The 19,126-nt window shown below is 63.6% G+C and carries 16 protein-coding genes; 8 read left to right on the plus strand and 8 right to left on the minus strand.

The features are described from left to right. The first annotated feature begins 42 nt into the window (after nucleotides 1–42). Complete coding sequence (locus ACLEJR_RS06225) at nucleotides 43–1,077, plus strand: type IV pilus twitching motility protein PilT (protein WP_440798202.1); 1,035 nt, start codon at nucleotides 43–45, stop codon at nucleotides 1,075–1,077. A 142-nt stretch (nucleotides 1,078–1,219) separates the two neighbouring features. Here the strand turns inward: ACLEJR_RS06225 and ACLEJR_RS06230 are convergent, their stop codons facing one another. Then, nucleotides 1,220–1,831: a C40 family peptidase gene (locus tag ACLEJR_RS06230; protein ID WP_440798199.1), complete on the minus strand. Its 612-nt coding sequence runs from the start codon at nucleotides 1,829–1,831 to the stop codon at nucleotides 1,220–1,222. A gap of 249 nt (nucleotides 1,832–2,080) precedes the next feature. Here ACLEJR_RS06230 and ACLEJR_RS06235 point away from each other — a divergent pair, with 249 nt between their 5' ends. Further along, nucleotides 2,081–2,509, plus strand: a complete 429-nt coding sequence (locus tag ACLEJR_RS06235) for an NINE protein (RefSeq protein ID WP_440798197.1) — start codon at nucleotides 2,081–2,083, stop codon at nucleotides 2,507–2,509. Nucleotides 2,510–2,639: 130 nt separating this feature from the next. On the opposite strand, the gene ACLEJR_RS06240 is transcribed toward ACLEJR_RS06235, so the two are convergent. The 7 genes from ACLEJR_RS06240 to gshB all read right to left on the minus strand — a co-directional run bounded on the left by ACLEJR_RS06240 (nucleotide 2,640) and on the right by gshB (nucleotide 8,688). Continuing rightward, nucleotides 2,640–3,911, minus strand: a complete 1,272-nt coding sequence (locus tag ACLEJR_RS06240) for a dihydroorotase (RefSeq protein WP_440812771.1) — start codon at nucleotides 3,909–3,911, stop codon at nucleotides 2,640–2,642. Beyond that, entirely contained in the window at nucleotides 3,908–4,912 is a 1,005-nt protein-coding gene (locus ACLEJR_RS06245; RefSeq protein WP_440798194.1) for an aspartate carbamoyltransferase catalytic subunit, read from the minus strand. Before ACLEJR_RS06245 ends, ACLEJR_RS06240 begins: the two co-directional genes overlap by 4 nt. Nucleotides 4,913–4,936: 24 nt before the next feature. After that, nucleotides 4,937–5,443, minus strand: a complete 507-nt coding sequence (pyrR, locus tag ACLEJR_RS06250; protein WP_440798192.1) for a bifunctional pyr operon transcriptional regulator/uracil phosphoribosyltransferase PyrR — start codon at nucleotides 5,441–5,443, stop codon at nucleotides 4,937–4,939. 84 nt (nucleotides 5,444–5,527) lie between these two features. After that, nucleotides 5,528–5,965: a Holliday junction resolvase RuvX gene (ruvX, locus tag ACLEJR_RS06255; RefSeq protein ID WP_440798190.1), complete on the minus strand. Its 438-nt coding sequence runs from the start codon at nucleotides 5,963–5,965 to the stop codon at nucleotides 5,528–5,530. Next, nucleotides 5,965–6,534, minus strand: coding sequence for a YqgE/AlgH family protein (locus ACLEJR_RS06260; RefSeq protein ID WP_440798188.1), 570 nt, complete (start codon nucleotides 6,532–6,534; stop codon nucleotides 5,965–5,967). Before ACLEJR_RS06260 ends, ruvX begins: the two co-directional genes overlap by 1 nt. Nucleotides 6,535–6,761: 227 nt before the next feature. Further along, complete coding sequence (locus ACLEJR_RS06265) at nucleotides 6,762–7,658, minus strand: TonB family protein (protein WP_440798186.1); 897 nt, start codon at nucleotides 7,656–7,658, stop codon at nucleotides 6,762–6,764. 76 nt (nucleotides 7,659–7,734) lie between these two features. After that, nucleotides 7,735–8,688, minus strand: coding sequence for a glutathione synthase (gene gshB, locus ACLEJR_RS06270; RefSeq protein ID WP_440812773.1), 954 nt, complete (start codon nucleotides 8,686–8,688; stop codon nucleotides 7,735–7,737). Nucleotides 8,689–8,910: 222 nt separating this feature from the next. Here gshB and ACLEJR_RS06275 point away from each other — a divergent pair, with 222 nt between their 5' ends. From ACLEJR_RS06275 to ACLEJR_RS06300, 6 genes are all read left to right on the plus strand, one after another. Continuing rightward, nucleotides 8,911–9,339, plus strand: coding sequence for a response regulator (locus ACLEJR_RS06275; protein ID WP_440798182.1), 429 nt, complete (start codon nucleotides 8,911–8,913; stop codon nucleotides 9,337–9,339). Between the two features lie 47 nt (nucleotides 9,340–9,386). Continuing rightward, nucleotides 9,387–9,752, plus strand: coding sequence for a twitching motility response regulator PilH (gene pilH / locus ACLEJR_RS06280; protein ID WP_058544375.1), 366 nt, complete (start codon nucleotides 9,387–9,389; stop codon nucleotides 9,750–9,752). 10 nt (nucleotides 9,753–9,762) lie between these two features. After that, complete coding sequence (locus ACLEJR_RS06285; RefSeq protein ID WP_440812775.1) at nucleotides 9,763–10,302, plus strand: chemotaxis protein CheW; 540 nt, start codon at nucleotides 9,763–9,765, stop codon at nucleotides 10,300–10,302. 157 nt (nucleotides 10,303–10,459) lie between these two features. Further along, nucleotides 10,460–12,517, plus strand: a complete 2,058-nt coding sequence (locus ACLEJR_RS06290) for a methyl-accepting chemotaxis protein (RefSeq protein WP_440798177.1) — start codon at nucleotides 10,460–10,462, stop codon at nucleotides 12,515–12,517. A gap of 200 nt (nucleotides 12,518–12,717) precedes the next feature. Further along, entirely contained in the window at nucleotides 12,718–18,639 is a 5,922-nt protein-coding gene (locus ACLEJR_RS06295) for an Hpt domain-containing protein (RefSeq protein ID WP_440812777.1), read from the plus strand. Then, nucleotides 18,632–19,108, plus strand: a complete 477-nt coding sequence (locus ACLEJR_RS06300; protein WP_440812779.1) for a chemotaxis protein CheW — start codon at nucleotides 18,632–18,634, stop codon at nucleotides 19,106–19,108. Before ACLEJR_RS06295 ends, ACLEJR_RS06300 begins: the two co-directional genes overlap by 8 nt. Nucleotides 19,109–19,126: the final 18 nt, after the last annotated feature.

The raw sequence follows: 19,126 nt of genomic DNA on the forward strand, positions 1-19,126 counted from the left end.
GGGTCTGAGGTTCGCGGCATTCTACTGGAATTGGGGAGCGCTATGGATATCACTGAACTGCTGGCGTTCAGCGCCAAACAGGGGGCCTCGGACCTGCATTTGTCCGCCGGGCTGCCGCCAATGATCCGCGTGGACGGCGATGTTCGCCGGATCAACCTGCCGGCGCTGGATCACAAGCAGGTGCATGAGTTGATCTACGACATCATGAACGACCGGCAACGAGTCGATTACGAAAAGTTTCTGGAAACCGACTTTTCCTTCGAAGTGCCGGGCCTGGCCCGATTCCGGGTCAACGCGTTCAATCAGAATCGCGGCGCGGGTGCGGTGTTCCGCACCATTCCGTCGAAAGTCCTGACCATGGATGACCTGGGCATGGGCGAGGTGTTTCGCAAAATCACCGAGGCGCCTCGCGGGCTGGTGCTGGTGACCGGGCCGACCGGCTCAGGCAAGTCCACCACTCTGGCGGCGATGATCGACTACCTCAACAGTCACAAACACCACCACATCCTCACCATCGAAGACCCCATCGAATTCGTCCACGAACCGCGCAAGTGCCTGATCAACCAGCGCGAGGTGCACCGTGATACCCAGAGCTTTTCCACCGCGCTGCGCTCGGCCCTGCGCGAAGACCCGGATGTGATCCTGGTGGGGGAGATGCGTGACCTGGAAACCATCCGCCTGGCGCTGACCGCCGCGGAAACCGGGCACCTGGTGTTCGGCACCCTGCACACCACGTCGGCGGCCAAGACCATCGATCGGGTAGTGGACGTGTTTCCCGGCGATGAGAAATCCATGGTTCGCTCGATGCTGTCAGAGTCTTTGCAGGCGGTGATTTCCCAGACGTTGATCAAGAAAATCGGCGGCGGGCGCGTTGCCGCCCATGAGATCATGCTGGGCACCTCGGCGATTCGTAACCTGATCCGCGAAGACAAGATCGCCCAGATGTACTCGTCGATCCAGACCGGCGGTTCGCTGGGGATGCAAACGCTGGACATGTGCCTGAAAGAGTTGGTGACCAAGGGCCTGATCAGCCGTGAACACGCGCGGGAGCGGGCGCGTACGCCGGATAATTTCTAAAGAGGCCGGCGCGGATCCCTGTGGCGAGGGAGCTTGCTCCCGCTGGGCCGCGAAGCGGCCCCAAAATTGACGGGGCCACGTAAGTCTCAAGTCTAATTAGGGGCCAGCGGGAGCAAGCTCCCTCGCCACGATGGATCTCGGATCAGCGCTGGACGACCCGCATCCCGCCTGGTTCTTTGGGCAGCACCCGCTTGGCAACCACGTAGTGGCTGTCCCAGTACGGTTTGTTCAAGGTGTCGATGGTCACCGACTTGCCACGGCGTGGGGCGTGGATGAAGCGGTCGTTGCCCAGGTAGATGGCCACGTGGTTGACCCGGCGGCTCTTGAGCTTGAAGAAAATCAGGTCGCCGGGCTTGAGATCCTTGCGCTCGACCTTCTCGCCATGGCCGGCCGCCATGGCATTGGAGGTGCGCGGCAGGTCGAAGGTGGCGTCGTTGAAAGCGTATTTCACCAGCCCGCTGCAATCGAAGCCTTTACTTGGGCTGCTGCCGCCCCAACGATAAGGCGTGCCGAGCACGTTCACGGCGCGACTCAACACGTTGCTGCTCGCTTTGGTCGCCATCGGCGGGACCAGTTTGCTGTTCGCGGTGCTCACACGTTGGACGCTTTGCCTGTTCTTGCTCGAAGGAGCAGAAACATGGGATTTAGGGGTATAGCCGTTGACGCTGGGAAGACGTTGCTCACGATTGGTGGCGTGGGCGGCCAGTGGCAATAATAGGCAAATGGTTAGCCATGTCTTGAAAAATGGACGCATTAGGCAGGGCTCGTATAGGTTAGCGCGCAACTTTATAACAGCTTTTTTTGCCGTTCCGTGGCCGTTTGTCGATTCGAAACCCGGCATGAACACCTCAGCAACGCGACAAATCAGCCCGGTTGTCCGACAAAACCCCTATGGAACGGGGCTTGCGCCGATTCGTGTCGCCGAGGACCGCTTGTCGGCGCGACACGTAAAAGTCACAAAAGGTCCGAACAAATTTATCTATCGAGGCAAAAGAGGTCATTCATGAACAGCTATCAACCGGGCGCAACCCATGACACTCATAGCAAGGTGATTGGGTATCTGCTGTGGATTTTCGGCTTCACCGGCGCCCATCGCTTCTACTACGGCAAGCCGGTGACGGGCACGATCTGGTTCTTCACCTTCGGACTGCTGGGCATCGGCTGGCTGATCGACCTGTTTCTGATCCCGGCCATGGACCGCGAAGCCGATTTACGTTTCACCCCAGGCCCCATCGAGTACAGCGTGGCGTGGATCCTGCTGACGTTTCTCGGCGTCTTCGGCGTGCACCGCATGTATCAGGGCAAATGGCTCAGCGGCATCCTCTACCTGCTGACTGGCGGGGTGTTTTTCCTGGGGGTGCTGTATGACTTCTGGACGCTGAATGACCAGGTCTCGATTCGCAATGCGCAGAAGCGGGGGGCTTTTCAGTAAGGTGAGAGGTCGAGTTGCCTGCAATCGCGAGCAGGCTCGCTCCCACATTGGATCTGAGGTGTCCACAAATCATGTGTCCACCGCAGATCCCTGTGGGAGCGAGCCTGCTCGCGATAGGCGCGACACGGTATCACGCCTGGTGAGTAACCCGCCCATCCATCAAGGTATAACGCACCACACCCGGCAGGCTCTGGCCGAGGAACGGGCAGTTGTCACCCTTGGAGCGCCAGGCTTCGCCAGCTACGGTTGATCCCGACGGGTCGAACAGCACCAGGTCCGCCGACGCGCCCACGGCCAGTTTGCCGGCCGGCAATTGCAACGCCTTGGCCGGGCCGCTGCTCAGGCGTGCCAGCAAGGTGGGCAGGTCCAGCAGGCCATCTTCCACCAGGGTCAGGGCCAGCGGCAGCAGCAATTCGACGCTGCTGATACCCGGCTCGGTGGCGCCGAACGGCGCCAGCTTGGCATCGCGTTCGTGGGGTTGGTGATGGCTGGAGATGGCCGAGATGACCCCCGACTTCACCGCTTCGCGCAGGCCGTCGCGGTCGGCGCGGGTGCGCAGCGGCGGCTGGACGTGATAGACGCTGTTGAAATCGATCAGCGCTTCGTCGGTCAGCAGCAGTTGGTACAGCGCCACGTCAGCGGTGACCGGCAGGCCACGGGCCTGGGCCTGGGCGATCAGCGCGGCGCCGCGGGCGCTGGTCAGCTGGCTGAAGTGCGCACGCACGCCGCTTTGCTCCACCAGCAACAAGTCACGGGCCAGGGCCACGGTCTCGGCGGTTTCCGGAATGCCCGGCAGGCCGAGGAAGCTGGCGGTCGGGCCTTCGTGGGCCAAGCCACCTTCGGCCAGGTCGTGATCCTGGGAATTGAAGATCACGGTCAGGCCGAAGGTCGCCGCGTATTCCAGGGCGCGGCACAGGGTGCGCGTGTTGCGGAAATTGTTCAGGCCGTTGCCGAATGCCACGCAGCCGGCGTCGCGCAGGGCGATGAGTTCGGCCAGCTGCTCGCCGTCCAGGCCTTTGCTCAACGCGCCAATCGGGAAAACCTTGGTGTTGCCGGCTTCGCGGGCGCGGTCGAGGATCAGTTCGGCCACGGCCGAGGTGTCCAGCACCGGTCTGGTCTGCGGCGGGCAGCACAGGCTGGTCACGCCACCGGCGGCGGCAGCGCGGGTTTCGCTGACGATGCTGCCTTTGCGGCTGTAGCCCGGCTCGCGCAGGGCGACGTTCAGGTCCACCAGTCCGGGGGCGGCCACCAAGCCCTGGGCGTCGAGGGTCTCGACCGCCGCGAAGCCGCTTGGGGCGGTGCCGAGGGCGGCGATCTTGCAGGCATCGATATGAATATCGGTCACTTGATCCAGGCCGCTGGCCGGATCGATCACGCGTGCGCCGAGAATGCTGAGCTTCACTGGGCGTTCTCCTGGTCGAATTGGCGCTGGGCCGTTTGCCCGCTCATGGCCATGGACAGCACCGCCATGCGGACGGCGATGCCGTAGGTCACCTGGTTGAGGATCACCGAGTGCGGCCCGTCGGCCACCGCCGACTCGATTTCCACGCCACGGTTGATCGGGCCCGGGTGCATGACGATGGCGTCCGGCTTGGCCCCGGCCAGGCGGGCGGTGGTCAGGCCGAACAAACGGTAGAACTCGCCTTCGCTGGGCAGCAGGCCGCCGGTCATGCGTTCGCGTTGCAGGCGCAGCATGATCACCACGTCGACATCCTTTAGGCCTTCGGTCATGTCGGTGTAGACCTTCACGCCGTATTGCTCGACGCCGATGGGCAGCAGGGTCTTCGGCGCGATTACGCGGATGTCCGGGCAGCCGAGGGTCTTGAGGGCCAGCATGTTCGAGCGGGCCACCCGCGAGTGCAGGATATCGCCGACGATCGCCACCGAGAGGTTCTCGAAGCCGCCTTTGTGTCGGCGGATGGTCAGCATGTCCAGCATGCCCTGGGTCGGGTGGGCGTGACGGCCATCGCCGCCGTTGATGATCGCCACCTGCGGGCAGACGTGCTCGGCAATGAAATGCGCCGCACCGGAATCGCCGTGGCGCACGACGAACATGTCGGCGGCCATGGCTTCGAGGTTGCGCAGGGTGTCGAGCAGGGTTTCACCCTTGCTCGCCGAGGATGTGGACACGTTGAGGGTGATCACGTCCGCCGACAGTCGCTGGGCCGCCAGTTCGAAGGTGGTGCGGGTGCGGGTGGAGTTTTCGAAGAACACGTTGCACACGGTCTTGCCGCGCAGCAGCGGGACTTTCTTCACCGCTCGGGCGCCGACTTCGAGGAACGAGTCGGCAGTGTCGAGGATTTCCGTCAGCAGCTCGCGGCGCAGGCCGTCGAGGGACAGGAAGTGCCGCAGCTGGCCCTGATCGTTGAGCTGCAGCGGGCGCTTGGTTTCGAGAGGCGTCATCGCGATGGACTCTTACAAGGGCAGTTAATGGGCAAGGTCTTGCAGTTCGAGTTGCAGCGGCGAAGGCCCGGAGAGCTTGACCCGCTCGTGGGCGGCCAGCGTCAGCGTCGCACCGACCACGTTCGGGCGGATCGGCAACTCGGCGGCGTCCAGGTCCAGCAGGCACACCAGCGTCACGCTGGCCGGGCGACCGTAGTCGAACAGTTCGTTCATGGCGGCGCGGATGGTCCGGCCACTCATCAGCACGTCGTCGATCAGCACCAGGTGTTGGCCTTCGATCTCGAACGGCAGCGCCGAGGGACGTACTTGCGGGTGCAGGCCGTTCTGGCTGAAGTCGTCGCGATAGAACGACACGTCCAGGGTGCCCAGCGGCGCCTGGCTGCCCAGTGTGTCGAGCAAGGCCTGGGCGACCCAGACGCCACCGGTGCGAATGCCGATGTAGCGGGGCTCGCTGATGCCGCGGTGTTCCAGGTGGGCCGTGAGACGGATCGCCATCTGGCTGATCAGTTCGGCAGGATTGGGCAGGCTCATGCTGGCTCCTTCAGATGTCCGCGCCGGTGATCGATGGCGCGGTTTGTCGCTAAAAGAAAGCGCCTCGCGGCGCTTTGTAGATAATCAGCTTTCGAACAGGGCGCTGTTCTCGTCCAGCCAGCCTTGCAACAGCAGGGCGGCGGCAATGGCGTCCACCGGGTTGTCACGGTAGCTGCCTTTCTGCCCGCCGCGCACCAGGCGCTCGCCCTTGGCCTCGAAGGTGGTGAGGCGCTCGTCGTGGGTATAGAAGGGCAGGTTGAAACGGCCATTGAGCCGGCGGGCGAATTTTTCAGCGCGTACACACATCTCGCTGGGCGTGCCGTCCATGTTCAACGGTAGGCCGACCACCACGGCGTCGGGTTTCCATTCCTTGATCAGCGCTTCGACCTGGTTCCAGTCCGGCACGCCGTTCTGTGCCTTCAAAGTGCACAGCTCCCGGGCCTGGCCGGTCACGACCTGGCCGACCGCTACGCCGATCTGTTTGGTGCCGTAATCGAAGCCCAGCAGCAAGCGCAGGGCCATCAGGCGTGTCCCGCCTGGCTGGTGAGCAGGCTGAGGTTGACTCCCAGCCGGCTGGCCGCCGCTTCCAGGCGCAATTCACTGCTGGTGTTGAACAGGATATCGGCGTCGAACGGGCAGGTCAGCCAGGCGTTGTCGGCCAGTTCGGCTTCCAGCTGCCCGGGTTCCCAGCCGGCGTAGCCGAGGGCGATCAGGCTTTTCTGCGGGCCGACACCATCGGCAATCGCGAACAGCACGTCCTGGGAGGTGGACAGCGACACCCCGTTCAGGTCCACCGTGGCCTGATAGGTCGGCCCCGACGGATGGAGCACGAAGCCGCGGTCGGTCTGCACCGGGCCGCCGATGAAAATCGGCACGTGCTGGCACAAAGGCGGCGGTTCAATCTCGGGCCGCAACTGCTCGAGAATGTCCGCCAGGTTCAGCTCCTGCGGGCGATTGATCACCAGCCCCATGGCCCCATTGGCCGTGTGCTCGACGATATAGGTCAAGGTGTGGGCAAAGTTCGGATCGGCCATGTGCGGCATGGCGATCAGGAAATGATGCTTGAGGTAGGTGGGGCTGAGGTTTTTCATAGGCGCTAGTGTGGCGGCGCAGGGCCGAACTGACAAGCTGGGGATGTGCAGGAAATACCCGAGGCTGATACAGATCCCGTGTGGGAGCGAGCTTGCTCGCGATAGCCATTGATCATCGAACATAGATGTTGACTGACAGACCGCTATCGCGAGCAAGCTCGCTCCCACAGGGGATCTGCGGGGGGGCACAAATGCCTGAGCCATACAAAACCTGTGGAAGCGGTGTGTCAGTTACTGGACAGCCGATCGCCCCGGGCGAATTTCCAGGTGCGGATGATTTCCAGTCGGTCGATGTCCGACAGGTCTCCGGTAAACGGCGCGAACGGCGCCGCCAGGCGGACGATGCGCTGGGCGGCCTGGTCCAGCAGCGGCTGGCCGGAGGATTCGAGCACCAGCACTTCATACAGCGAGCCGTCGCGATTGATCGAGACCATCAGTCGCAAATTGCCGTAGATCTGTTTGCGCCGGGCTTCGTCGGGATAGTTCAGGTTGCCGATGCGCTCGACCTTCTTGCGCCATTCGTCTTTGTACCAGGCGCCTTTGTCGCGCATGGTCGAGGCGGCGCTCAGGCGGTGGATCCGCGGGCGTTTGGCGTACAACTGCTGCTCCTGGGCCAGTTCGGCTTCCAGGCTGGCGATGTCGCTGGACAACTGGGAGCTGTCGAAGGTCGGCGCGGGTGCCTTGGGCTTGGGGTCGGGCTTGACCTCTTCCTTGACCGGGGCTTTTTTCGGCTTCGGTGCCACGGTGGTCACGGCTGCCTTGGGCGCCGTTTCCTGGACTTCGGGCTTGGCCGCCGGTGGTGGGGTGACTTTCTGCACCGTGTTGTCCTGGAATGGCGCAACCTCGGTGGTCTTGGGGATCGCCTTCTTTTCCAGGGTGCCGCTGCCTTGCTGGTTTTCCTGGGCCAGGAAATCCGCCTTGGTCGGCTTGGTCTCGCTCTTGAAGGTCGCCAGGGTGATTTCCAGGGTCCGGCTGATCTGCTTGGGCTCGACCGTGGCAAAACCGACGCCCAGCAGCAGGGCCAGGTGGATCAGCGCCGCCAGGAACAGGGTAAAACCGAGGCGATCGGCCGGGCGCACGCCACGATGGGCGAGCTCTTGGGGCAGATCGGACGGGAGGGTCATGACAAGGAAACCAACATCGCATTTTTTTCAGGCCGGGCATGATAACGCAATGTCGGTTTCCTTCATCAGATCCAGATCAACGCGCCTTGAGCTTCTGATCGATGGCATCCATCAGCAGGCCGCCGATGTCGGTGCCGAAGGCGTTGTCGATCTCGCGGATGCAGGTCGGGCTGGTAACGTTGATCTCGGTCAGGTGCTCGCCGATCACGTCCAGGCCGACGAACAACAGGCCCTTCTCGCGCAGGGACGGGCCGACCTGGGCGGCGATCCAGCGGTCTTTCTCGGTCAGCGGACGCGCTTCGCCACGGCCGCCGGCCGCCAGGTTGCCGCGGGTTTCGCCGGCCGCGGGAATGCGCGCCAGGCAATAATCCACCGGTTCGCCGTCGATCATCAGGACGCGCTTGTCGCCATCGACGATGGCCGGCAGGTATCCCTGGATCATGATCTGTTGCTGGCCGTGCAAGGTCAGGGTTTCGAGGATGACCGACAGGTTCGGATGCCCGGCGGTGTGGCGGAAGATCGAAGAACCACCCATGCCATCCAGTGGTTTGAGGATCACGTCGCCGTGATGGTCGGCGAATTCACGCAGCACGTCCGGGCGACGGCTGACGATGGTCGGCGGCGTGCATTGAGGGAACAACGTGGCGAACAGTTTTTCGTTGCAGTCGCGCAGGCTCTGGGGCTTGTTGACCACCAGCACACCGGCGCTTTCGGCCTGTTCCAGCAAGTAGGTGGAGTAGACGAATTCCATGTCGAACGGCGGATCCTTGCGCATCAGGATCACGTCCAGGTCGCTCAGCAGGGTATCGTTCTCGGCGCCCAGCTCGAACCATTTCTCGGGGTTGGCGAAGACTTTCAGCGGCTTCATCCGCGCCCGGGCCTGGCCTTCGGCCTGGTAAAGGTCGCGCTGCTCCATGTAGAACAATTCCCAGCCGCGCTTCTGAGCGGCCAGCAGCATGGCCAGCGAGCTATCCTTTTTGTAGGAAATGCTGGCGATAGGGTCCATGACAATGCCGACGCGTACGCTCATGGCTTGGTTCCTCGAAAGTTTGTTGGGCACGACTGCCGCGAAAAAGTGGCGTCAGAGTGGCGCCCGGACGATTGGCGGTCAAGGAAAAACCACCGCACCGCCCGGCCATGGATCGGCGATAAAGACTGTGCTAAAAAGGCTGCCATGTGACGCGCGGGCCTTGAACATCAAGGGCTTGCGCGGTCGTTGACTCTCAAGCGTTAAAAACCGGCCGCGGTGACAATGGCAGAGCATCTTTCGCAGCAGCAATCCAGCGCCTTGAAGGTCATGGTCATCGACGACTCGAAGACCATCCGCCGCACCGCCGAAACCCTGTTGCGCAACGTCGGCTGCGAGGTGATCACGGCCATCGACGGCTTCGATGCCCTGGCCAAGATCGCCGATCATCATCCGGGGATTATCTTCGTCGACATCATGATGCCGCGCCTGGACGGCTACCAGACCTGTGCCCTGATCAAGAACAACAGTGCGTTCAAGGCCACGCCGGTGATCATGCTGTCGTCCCGTGACGGCTTGTTCGACAAGGCCAAGGGGCGCATCGTCGGCTCCGATCAGTTTTTGACCAAACCGTTCAGCAAGGAAGAACTGCTGGGAGCGATACAGGCCCATGTCCCGGGCTTTGCCGCTGTCCAGCCGCACCAGGCACATTAATGACACTCGGCCAACGGGCCTGGGGTCGACAAAAAATGGGGAACACCATGGCACGTATTCTGATCGTCGATGACTCGCCGACCGAGATGTATAAACTCACCGGCATGCTGGAAAAACACGGCCATCAGGTCCTGAAGGCCGAAAATGGCGCCGATGGCGTGGCCCTGGCCCGCCAGGAAAAACCCGACGCGGTGCTGATGGACATCGTCATGCCCGGCCTCAATGGGTTCCAGGCCACGCGCCAGTTGACCAAGGACCCGGACACCGGCCACATCCCGGTGATCATCATCACCACCAAGGACCAGGACACCGACAAGGTCTGGGGCACGCGCCAGGGTGCCAAGGATTACCTGACCAAGCCGGTGGACGAAGAAACCCTGATCGCGACCCTGAACAAAGTACTGGCGGGTTGACCGCGCGGCCATGAGCCAGTCCCTGACCGCATTCGAACTGCTGTTGCAGATCGACCGGCGCTGTCGGTTGCTGGGGGCGGACCTGCCGTCCCAGCCAGCCCATCGCGCCAGTTGGAGCGGCATCGGCTTTCGCCTGGGCGAGCACTGGTATGTAGCGCCCATGGGGGAAGTCAGCGAAGTGCTGCACGAACCGCGCTACACCCAGTTGCCCGGCGTCAAGCCGTGGGTGCGCGGTGTCGCTAATCTGCGCGGGCGGCTGTTGCCGTTGATGGATCTGTGCGGTTTCTTCGGCCATGAGCTGTCGACCGTGCGCAAGCAGCGACGGGTGCTGGTGGTCGATCACGACGAAATGTTCACCGGGTTGCTGGTGGATGAAGTCCTCGGATTGCAACATTTCCCCCAGGAGAGCCTCGAACCGACCTTGATGGATGATCTCGATGGCCCGGAGTCGGCCTTCGTCAAGGGACGGTTTCGCGGCGAGCGCGAGTGGCAGGTGTTCAGCCCGTTCGCCCTGACACGCTCGCCGGGGTTCATGGATGTGGCGATTTGACCAGATGCAGCACTGTTCCCTGTGGGAGCGAGCTTGCTCGCGATAGCGGTGCCGCAGCTTGTATCAATGTTGACTGTGCCGCCGCCATCGCGAGCAAGCTCGCTCCCACATTGGGATGGTGGTGGGTTGGGGTTTTGGGCAGTACAGGCGAGAACCGATGATCAAAGCAAAAACAGGCAAGCCACTGGAAGCGACGCGCAGTCGTTCGCAGATCATCGTGCTGTTCGTCGCGCTGATTGTCTTCATCGTGCTGCTGTTCGCCAATTTCGCTTACCTCAATACCCAGTCCAACTACGACAAGCAGTACATTGGTCACGCCGGGGAATTGCGGGTGCTGTCCCAGCGCATCGCCAAGAATGCCACCGAGGCGGCCGCCGGCAAGCCTGCGGCGTTCAAGTTGCTCAGCGACGCGCGTAATGATTTCGCCCAGCGCTGGAGCTACCTGAAGCAGGGCGACCCGGTGACCGGCCTGCCACCGGCCCCCGCCACGTTGCGTCCGCAGATGCGCGCCGTGCAGTTGGACTGGGAGCGTCTTCTCAAGAACACCGATGCCATCCTCTCCAGCGAGCAGACCGTGCTCTCGTTGCACCAGGTGGCGGCAACCCTGGCCGAAACCGTGCCGCAATTGCAGGTCGAGTACGAGAAAGTCGTCGAGATCCTGCTGCAACGGGGCGCGCCCGCGTCCCAAGTGGCCATGGCCCAGCGTCAGTCGCTGCTGGCCGAGCGGATTCTTGGCGCGGTGAACACCGTGTTGGCAGGGGACGAAAACGCCAGCCAGGCTGCCGACACCTTCGGTCGCGACGCGGCGCGTTTCGGCCAGGTACTCAACGGCATGCTGCAAGGCGACCCGGCGCTGAAGATCTCCCAGGTTCAGGACCGCGACGCCCGGGCACGCCTGAGCGAAATCAGCGAGCTGTTCGAGTTCGTCTCGGGCTCGGTGGACGAAATCCTGGAAACCTCTCCGGAACTGTTCAAGGTCCGTGAATCGGCGGGCAACATCTTCAATCTGTCGCAGACCCTGCTGGACGAAGCCTCGCACCTGGCGACCGCGTTCGAGAACCTGGCCGGTGGGCGCTCCGTCAATAGCATCGGCGGTTATGTACTGGGCCTGCTGGCGCTGATGTCGATCATCCTGATCGGCCTGGTCATGGTGCGCGAAACCAATCGCCAACTGCGCGAGACGGCGGAGAAGAACGAGCGCAACCAGAACGCGATCATGCGACTGCTGGACGAAATCGCCGACCTCGCCGATGGCGACCTGACAGTCACCGCTTCGGTCACCGAAGACTTCACCGGCACCATCGCCGACTCCATCAACTATTCGGTGGACCAGCTGCGCGACCTGGTGGCGACCATCAACCTCACCGCCGGCCAGGTGGCCGCTGCGGTGCAGGAAACCCAGGCCACGGCCATGCACCTGGCCCAGGCTTCCGAGCACCAGGCCCAGCAAATCTCCGAAGCTTCGACTTCAATCAATGAAATGGCCCAGTCCATCGACCAGGTATCAGCCAATGCCGCCGAGTCGTCGGCGGTGGCCGAACGCTCGGTGGAGATCGCCAACAAGGGCAACGAGGTGGTGCACAACACCATTCACGGCATGGACAACATTCGCGAACAGATCCAGGACACCGCCAAGCGCATCAAGCGCCTGGGTGAGTCGTCCCAGGAAATCGGCGACATTGTCAGCCTGATCGACGACATCGCCGACCAGACCAACATCCTGGCGCTCAACGCGGCGATCCAGGCGTCCATGGCTGGCGATGCCGGGCGCGGCTTCGCGGTGGTGGCCGATGAAGTGCAACGCCTGGCGGAGCGTTCATCGGCGGCGACCCGCCAGATCGAGACCCTGGTGCGGGCGATCCAGGCCGACACCAACGAAGCGGTTATTTCCATGGAACAGACCACCACCGAAGTGGTGCGCGGCGCACGGCTGGCACAGGATGCCGGGGTGGCGCTGGAGGAAATCGAAGGCGTGTCCAAGACCCTGGCGGCGTTGATCCAGAGCATTTCCAACGCAGCGCAGCAACAGACCACCTCGGCCGGACAGATTTCCCTGACCATGAACGTGATCCAACAGATCACCAGCCAGACCTCGTCCGGCTCCACCGCCACCGCCGAAAGCATCGGTAACCTGGCGAAGATGGCCAGCCAGCTGCGTCGGTCGGTGTCGGGGTTCACCTTGCCGGCGGGGCCTGTGGATGAGGAAAAGCGGTGATGGGGCTGTTGAGAAATGAAGTGCCTGTGGCGATGGAGCTTTTGTGGCGAGGGAGCTTGCTCCCGCTGGGGCGGTCCGACGTTTCGGGCGTAACCGCCGTAGAGATTTTGTGAGCGCTTCGCGCTCAAGCGGGAGCAAGCTCCCTCGCCACAAGGAGTCTCGTCAGTATCTCAGGCGTATGACGATGGTTTGGAGTGGTTATGGGTGATCGGCACGATTACGTAGCCCTGGAGTGGATCAAGGGCGAGATTGCCGAAACGCTGAAGCAGGCCCACCTGGCCCTCAATCGCCTGGTGGACGATCCGCAGGCGTCGGATGCTCTTGGGCAATGCCTGGCCTGCATTCACCAGGTGCATGGCGGCCTGCAAATGGTCGAATTCTATGGCGCTGCGTTGTTGGCCGAGGAAATGGAGCAGCTGTGCGCCGCCCTGCAAGACAACCGTGTCACCCACCGCGACGAAGCCATCAGTCTGTTGAGCCAGGCCCTGGGCCAGTTGCCGATCTACCTGGAGCGCATACAAGGCGCGCGCCGCGACCTGCCACTGGTGGTCTTGCCGTTGATCAATGATCTGCGCAGCGCCCGGGGCGAGGGCCTGCTGTCGGAGACCAGCCTGTTCAGCCCGGAACTGCCGCAAGTCGCCCCCTTGAGCCGCGAAGCGTTGGAGCATCTGGCGCCGCCGGACCTGCCGAATACCTTGCGCAAACTGCGCCAGACCCTGCAAGTGGCGCTGGTGGGCCTGCTGCGCGAACAGGACGATGCCACCCACTTGGGTTACTTGGCCAAAGTCTTCCATCGCCTCGAAGGGCTGTGCGCCGGGGCGCCGCTCAATGCGTTATGGCAGGTGGCTTCGGCACTGGTGGAAGGCATGCGCGACGGGCGCATTGCCAATAGCCCGGCGTTGCGCAGCCTGTTCAAGGAGACCGACAAGGAACTCAAGCGCCTGTCGGAGCAGGGCATGCCCGGCATCAACCAACCGGCGCCGCCCCACCTGCTCAAGAGCTTGTTGTTCTATATTGCCAAGGCCGAACATCCCAGCGGGCAGATGCAGATCATGAAAGAACGCTACTCACTGGACGACGCGCTGCCCGACAGCGCCATGGTCGACGAAGAACGTGCGCGCCTGGCCGGGCCCGACCGCGACGCCATGCGTTCGGTGCTCGCCGCGCTCTGTGAAGAGCTGGTGCGGGTCAAGGAACGCCTGGACCTGTTCGTGCGCAGTGATCGCCAGCACGCCGCCGAGCTGGACAGCCTGCTGGCGCCCTTGCGGCAAATTGCCGATACCCTGGCGGTGCTCGGCTTCGGCCAGCCGCGCAAGGTCATCATCGATCAGTTGGCGGTGGTGCTGAGCCTCGCCCAAGGCCAGCGCGAGCCCGATGACGCGACCCTCATGGACGTTGCCGGCGCCTTGCTCTATGTCGAGGCGACCCTGGCCGGCATGGTCGGCACCGTCGAGCCGGACAGCCGCGAAGACGCCCGGTTGCCCACCACCGACCTGACCCAGATCCACCAGATCGTCATCAAGGAGGCCCACACCTGCCTGCAACAGGCCAAGGACATGATCGTCGACTACATCGACGCCGACTGGAACAGTGAGCAATTGCAGTCCTTGCCGGCCTTGCTGACCCAGGTGCGCGGCGCGCTGGCGATGATCCCCCTGAGTCGCGCCGCCGGCCTGGTGGAGGCTTGCAACGGGTTTATCCACGATCATCTGTTGCTGGAGCAGGCCCAGCCCGGTTGGGAAGAGCTTGACCACCTGGCCGATGTGATCACGGGCCTGGAGTATTACCTGGAGCGTTTGAGCGAGGATCCGCAAACCCCCGGCGAACCCTTGCTGGACGGGGTCGAACACAGCCTGGCGGCCCTTGGCTATTTCCCTGACGAGGCGCGGGTGCCGGTGCTCGATGATGTGTTGAGCCCCAACGAGGCCCAGGTCATGCAGGATTTGCAGGAACTGGATGATCCCCAGACGGTGCAGTCCCTGGCCCAGGTGCTGAGCAACCCGGTCTTGGCGGTCAACCCGCCGGCCAGGGGCACGCCGGGCAGCCTGTTGCCGCCGCCCGTGGATGAGCATCCGGTGGACGACGAGCTGCGTGAGGTCTTTCTGGAGGAAACCGAAGAAGTGCTCGGTGTCCTTCATGAGTACTTGCCGCGCTGGCGTGCGCATCCCGACGACCATGCTGCCCTGGGCGAGGTGCGTCGGGCCTTTCACACCCTCAAGGGAAGCGGCCGGATGGTTCGGGCGTTGGTGTTGGGAGAGCTGGCCTGGGCCGTTGAGAACCTGCTCAACCGGGTGCTGGAGCACAGCGTCGCGCCGGGGGCTGCGGTACTGAAGTTGATCGAGGACACGCTGCAGTTGTTGCCGGTGCTGGTGGCTGAGTTCGCTGACAATCGCCAGCGCCAGCGCGAGGACGTCGACCGCCTGGCCGCCCGCGCCCATGCCCTGGCCAAGGGCGACGATGAGCCCGATGAAGACCAGCGGGACGTGGCTGCCCTCGATCCGCTGTTGCTGAAGATTTTCGACACCGAAGCCCAGGGCCACCTCGCCATCGTCAATCGCTTCCTCGACCAGGCTGCCGAGCAGTTGCCGTTGCAGGCCAGCGACGAATTGCAGCGCGCCTTGCACACCCTCAAGGGCAGCGCTTCCATGGCCGGTGTGCTGCCGATCGCCGAGCTGGCCGGTGCCATGGACGAACTCGCCCGGGAATACCGTGCGCACCTGATCGCCCTGGACCTGGACGAAGTCGAGCTGTTGCTGGAGGCCGAAGGCTTGCTGCGGCGAGGCCTGCGCCAATTACACACCGAACCGCTGGCGCCGATCGCCGGCGCCGCCGAGTTGATCCAGCGGGCCCAGGCGCTGTTGGCCGAACGCCTGCAAGCAACGCCCGGTGCATCGGACACCGGGGCGCGGGCTAAGCGTGATCCGCAGTTGATCAACAACTTCCTCGCCCAGGGCATGGACATCCTGCTGGACGCCGAGAACCTGCTGCAGCGCTGGCAGCAGCACCCCGGCGACGGCCAGGAACTGAGCGCGCTGCTGGATGAACTGACCACTCTCGGCGAAGGCGCGCACCTGGCCGACCTGCACCCGGTGGACGAACTCTGCGAAGCCTTGCTCGACCTCTATGGCGCGGTGGAGGAAAGCAGCCTGACGGTCAGCGATGGGTTTTTCCAGGAGGCGCAGCGCGCCCATGAAGCGTTGATCGATATGCTTGATGAGCTGGCGGCCGGACAGCATGTGCATCCGCAACCGGAACGGGTACATGCCCTGCGCAGTTTGCTGGAGGCCGGCCTCGACCCCTCGGCGACCGGCCTGATCCGCAGCGACGGCAGCCGAACCCTGAGCATTCGCGAGCTGGGTAGCGCGACGGCTGAGCTGGACCACGGCGCTCACGTTGACGGCGATGTGGATGACGACATCGTCTCGATCTTCATCGAGGAGGCCCAGGACATCCTCGAAAGCGCCGCCCAGGCCCTGCAACGCTGGCTGGCCGACCCGGAAAACGCCGCACCGCTGTCGTCGCTGCAACGTGACCTGCACACCCTCAAAGGCGGGGCACGGATGGCGGACATCCGTTCGATCAGCGATCTGGCTCAGGAATTGGAAAATCTCTACGAAGGCCTGGTGGACCGTCGCTACAGCCACAGCGAGGAACTGGAACAACTGCTCAATGGCAGCCACGAGCGCCTCGATCTGTTGCTCGGGCAGTTGCAACAGGGCCAGCCACTGGGTGATCCGGTTGCGCTGATCGACGCCCTGCGCCGGTTTCGCCAGGACAAGCCGAACGCCATCGAAACCACCGGTACGCAGACGGGCGATGCGGCCGGTCATGACCCCGAGCTGCTGGAGATCTTTCTCGAAGAAGGCTTCGATATTCTCGACAGTTCTGCGGCGGCCTTGCAGCGCTGGCAGGCCGAGCCTTCGAACCGCCAGGCGGTGGAAACCCTGTTGCGCGATCTGCACACACTCAAGGGCGGTGCGCGGATGGTGGAAATCGCGCCCATCGGCGATCTGGCCCATGAGCTGGAAAACCTTTACGAAGGCCTGGCGGCGGGGCTGCTTCAGCCTACGGCGGCGCTGTTCACCCTGGTGCAAAGCAGCCATGATCGCCTGGCGCAGATGCTCGATGCGGTACGGGCCGGGCTATCGTGTCCGCCGGCAGACCGGTTGATTGCGCAGATCCAGGCGGTCAACCATCCGCAGGACAATGCGGTTGCCGCCCCCGTCCCCGCTCCGGAACCGACCCCGGTTCCTGTCCCTGTTCCGGCCAAGCCGGAGCCGGGACCGTCGAGCGATGGCGCGGACATGGTCAAGGTCTCCGCTGAACTGCTCGATGACCTGGTGAACCTGGCCGGGGAAACCTCGATCTTCCGTGGCCGGATCGAACAGCAGGTCAACGACGCGCGCGTGGCCCTGCACGAAATGGAAACCACCATCGAGCGCATGCGCGATCAATTGCGCCGCCTGGACACCGAGACCCAGGGGCGGATTCTCAGCCGCCAGCAGGTGGAAGCCGAACGCCTGGGTTATGAGGAATTCGACCCGCTGGAGATGGACCGTCATTCCCAGTTGCAGCAGTTGTCCCGAGCGCTGTTCGAATCCGCCTCGGACCTGCTTGATCTCAAGGAAACCCTGGACCGCAGCAATCACGACGCCGAAAACCTGTTGCAGCAGCAAGGGCGGATCAACACCGAACTCCAGGAAGGCCTGATGCGTACGCGCATGGTGCCGTTCGAGCGCATGCTGCCGCGCCTCAAGCGTATCGTCCGCCAGGTGGCGCAGGAACTGGGCAAGGATGTCGAGTTCGTGGTCGGCAATGCCGAAGGCGAGATGGATCGCAATGTACTGGAGCGCATGGCCGCGCCCCTGGAGCACATGCTGCGTAACGCGGTGGACCACGGCCTGGAGCCGGCCGACGTGCGCATCGCCGCAGGCAAACCGGCGCGCGGGCGCATCAGCCTGGACTTGTCCCGGGAAGGCGGCGACATCATTTTCGACATCCGTGACGACGGCGCCGGCGTGCCACTGGAGGCGGTGCGGCGCAAGGCGATCAAACGCGGCCTGCTGGCGCCGGACAGCGACATCAGTGATCGCGACGTGCTGCAATTCATCCTGCAACCTGGGTTCTCCACCGCCGAGAAGATCACCCAGATTTCCGGACGCGGCGTCGGCATGGACGTGGTCCACGAAGAAGTGCGGCAACTGGGCGGCAGCATGATCATCGATTCCACGCCGGGGCAGGGCGTGCATTTCCGCATTCGCCTGCCCTTCACCGTGGCGGTCAACCGGGCGTTGATGGTGCAGTGTCATGAAGACCAGTACGCGATCCCGCTCAACACCATCGAAAGCATTGTCCGGGTGCTGCCCGCCGAACTCGACGGTTATTACCAAGGCGATCCGCCGACGTATACCTACGCCGGACAGCGCTATGAACTCTGCTACCTGGGCGAGCTGCTGAAAACCGGCGCTCGCCCGAAATTGCTGGGCCAGAGCCAGCCGCTGCCGGTGTTGCTGATGCAGTGCAACGAGCGGCATATCGCGGTGCAGGTGGACGCCACTGCCGGCACCCGCGAGATCGTGGTCAAGAGCCTCGGCCCGCAGTTCTCGGCGGTCCAGGGCCTGTCCGGAGCGACCATCCTCGGCGACGGGCGGGTGGTGCTGATCCTCGATCTGCTGGCGCCGATTCGCGCCTTGCCGCACCAGGTCCCGCGCCGCCCGGCGTCGGCGCAAAGCGAGGGCGAGCACCAGCGGCCATTGCTGGTATTGGTGGTGGACGACTCGGTGACGGTGCGCAAGGTCACCAGCCGCCTGCTGGAACGCCATGGCATGCACGTACTCACCGCCAAGGACGGTGTGGACGCCATGGCGCTGCTGGCCGAGCATGCCCCGGACCTGATGCTGTTGGACATCGAAATGCCGCGCATGGACGGCTTCGAAGTGGCGACGCAAGTGCGCAACGACCCACGCCTGGCGCACCTGCCGATCATCATGATCACCTCGCGCACCGGCCAGAAACACCGCGACCGCGCGATGGCCATTGGCGTCAACGACTACCTGGGCAAGCCGTACCAGGAATCGGTGCTGCTCGACAGCATCGCCCACTGGAGCAAGACCCATGCATGACCTGAACCCGCGCACCAGCCACCTCACCGGGCTGCTGTTGCCTCTGGCCGACCGTCATCTGATCCTGCCCAACGTGGCCGTGGCCGAGCTGATCGACTACCAGAGCAGCGCTTTCGATCTGGACACCCCGCCGTGGTTTCTGGGCTGGGTGAGCTGGCGCGAACGACAGATTCCGCTGCTGAGCTTCGAGTCAGCCTGCGGCCAGAAAACCGTGATCGGCGAGCGCGCCCGCATCGTCGTGCTCAACGCCCTGGGCGGGCGCCCGGAACTGCGGTTCATTGCGCTGCTGGTGCAAGGTATCCCACGCTCCTGCAAGCTCGACGCCCAACTGAGCTACGTCGACGTGCCGCTGTGCGGGCTGGAACAGGCGGCGGTGCAAGTGGGGGAACATGTGGCGAAAGTGCCGGATCTGCTGGCGCTGGAGGAACTGGTGATGGCCGCCGGGTTGGCTGAATATCAAAAACCCTGAGCCTTCTCCCAGCCAACG

It is taken from the genome of Pseudomonas sp. SMN5 (assembly GCF_052041925.1).
Taxonomy (GTDB): domain Bacteria; phylum Pseudomonadota; class Gammaproteobacteria; order Pseudomonadales; family Pseudomonadaceae; genus Aquipseudomonas.

Excerpts from the sequence above, each read along its gene's own strand:
- gshB (WP_440812773.1), bottom strand. The coding sequence starts at position 8,688 with ATGAGCGTACGCGTCGGCATTGTCATGGACCCTATCGCCAGCATTTCC.
- ruvX (WP_440798190.1), bottom strand. The coding sequence starts at position 5,965 with ATGGCCCTGCGCTTGCTGCTGGGCTTCGATTACGGCACCAAACAGATC.
- ACLEJR_RS06265 (WP_440798186.1), bottom strand. The coding sequence starts at position 7,658 with ATGACCCTCCCGTCCGATCTGCCCCAAGAGCTCGCCCATCGTGGCGTG.
- ACLEJR_RS06245 (WP_440798194.1), bottom strand. The coding sequence starts at position 4,912 with ATGACGCCTCTCGAAACCAAGCGCCCGCTGCAGCTCAACGATCAGGGC.
- pilH (WP_058544375.1), top strand. The coding sequence starts at position 9,387 with ATGGCACGTATTCTGATCGTCGATGACTCGCCGACCGAGATGTATAAA.
- ACLEJR_RS06225 (WP_440798202.1), top strand. The coding sequence starts at position 43 with ATGGATATCACTGAACTGCTGGCGTTCAGCGCCAAACAGGGGGCCTCG.
- pyrR (WP_440798192.1), bottom strand. The coding sequence starts at position 5,443 with ATGAGCCTGCCCAATCCTGCCGAACTGATCAGCCAGATGGCGATCCGT.
- ACLEJR_RS06290 (WP_440798177.1), top strand. The coding sequence starts at position 10,460 with ATGATCAAAGCAAAAACAGGCAAGCCACTGGAAGCGACGCGCAGTCGT.
- ACLEJR_RS06285 (WP_440812775.1), top strand. The coding sequence starts at position 9,763 with ATGAGCCAGTCCCTGACCGCATTCGAACTGCTGTTGCAGATCGACCGG.
- ACLEJR_RS06300 (WP_440812779.1), top strand. The coding sequence starts at position 18,632 with ATGCATGACCTGAACCCGCGCACCAGCCACCTCACCGGGCTGCTGTTG.
- ACLEJR_RS06230 (WP_440798199.1), bottom strand. The coding sequence starts at position 1,831 with ATGCGTCCATTTTTCAAGACATGGCTAACCATTTGCCTATTATTGCCA.
- ACLEJR_RS06235 (WP_440798197.1), top strand. The coding sequence starts at position 2,081 with ATGAACAGCTATCAACCGGGCGCAACCCATGACACTCATAGCAAGGTG.
- ACLEJR_RS06260 (WP_440798188.1), bottom strand. The coding sequence starts at position 6,534 with ATGAAAAACCTCAGCCCCACCTACCTCAAGCATCATTTCCTGATCGCC.
- ACLEJR_RS06295 (WP_440812777.1), top strand. The coding sequence starts at position 12,718 with ATGGGTGATCGGCACGATTACGTAGCCCTGGAGTGGATCAAGGGCGAG.
- ACLEJR_RS06275 (WP_440798182.1), top strand. The coding sequence starts at position 8,911 with ATGGCAGAGCATCTTTCGCAGCAGCAATCCAGCGCCTTGAAGGTCATG.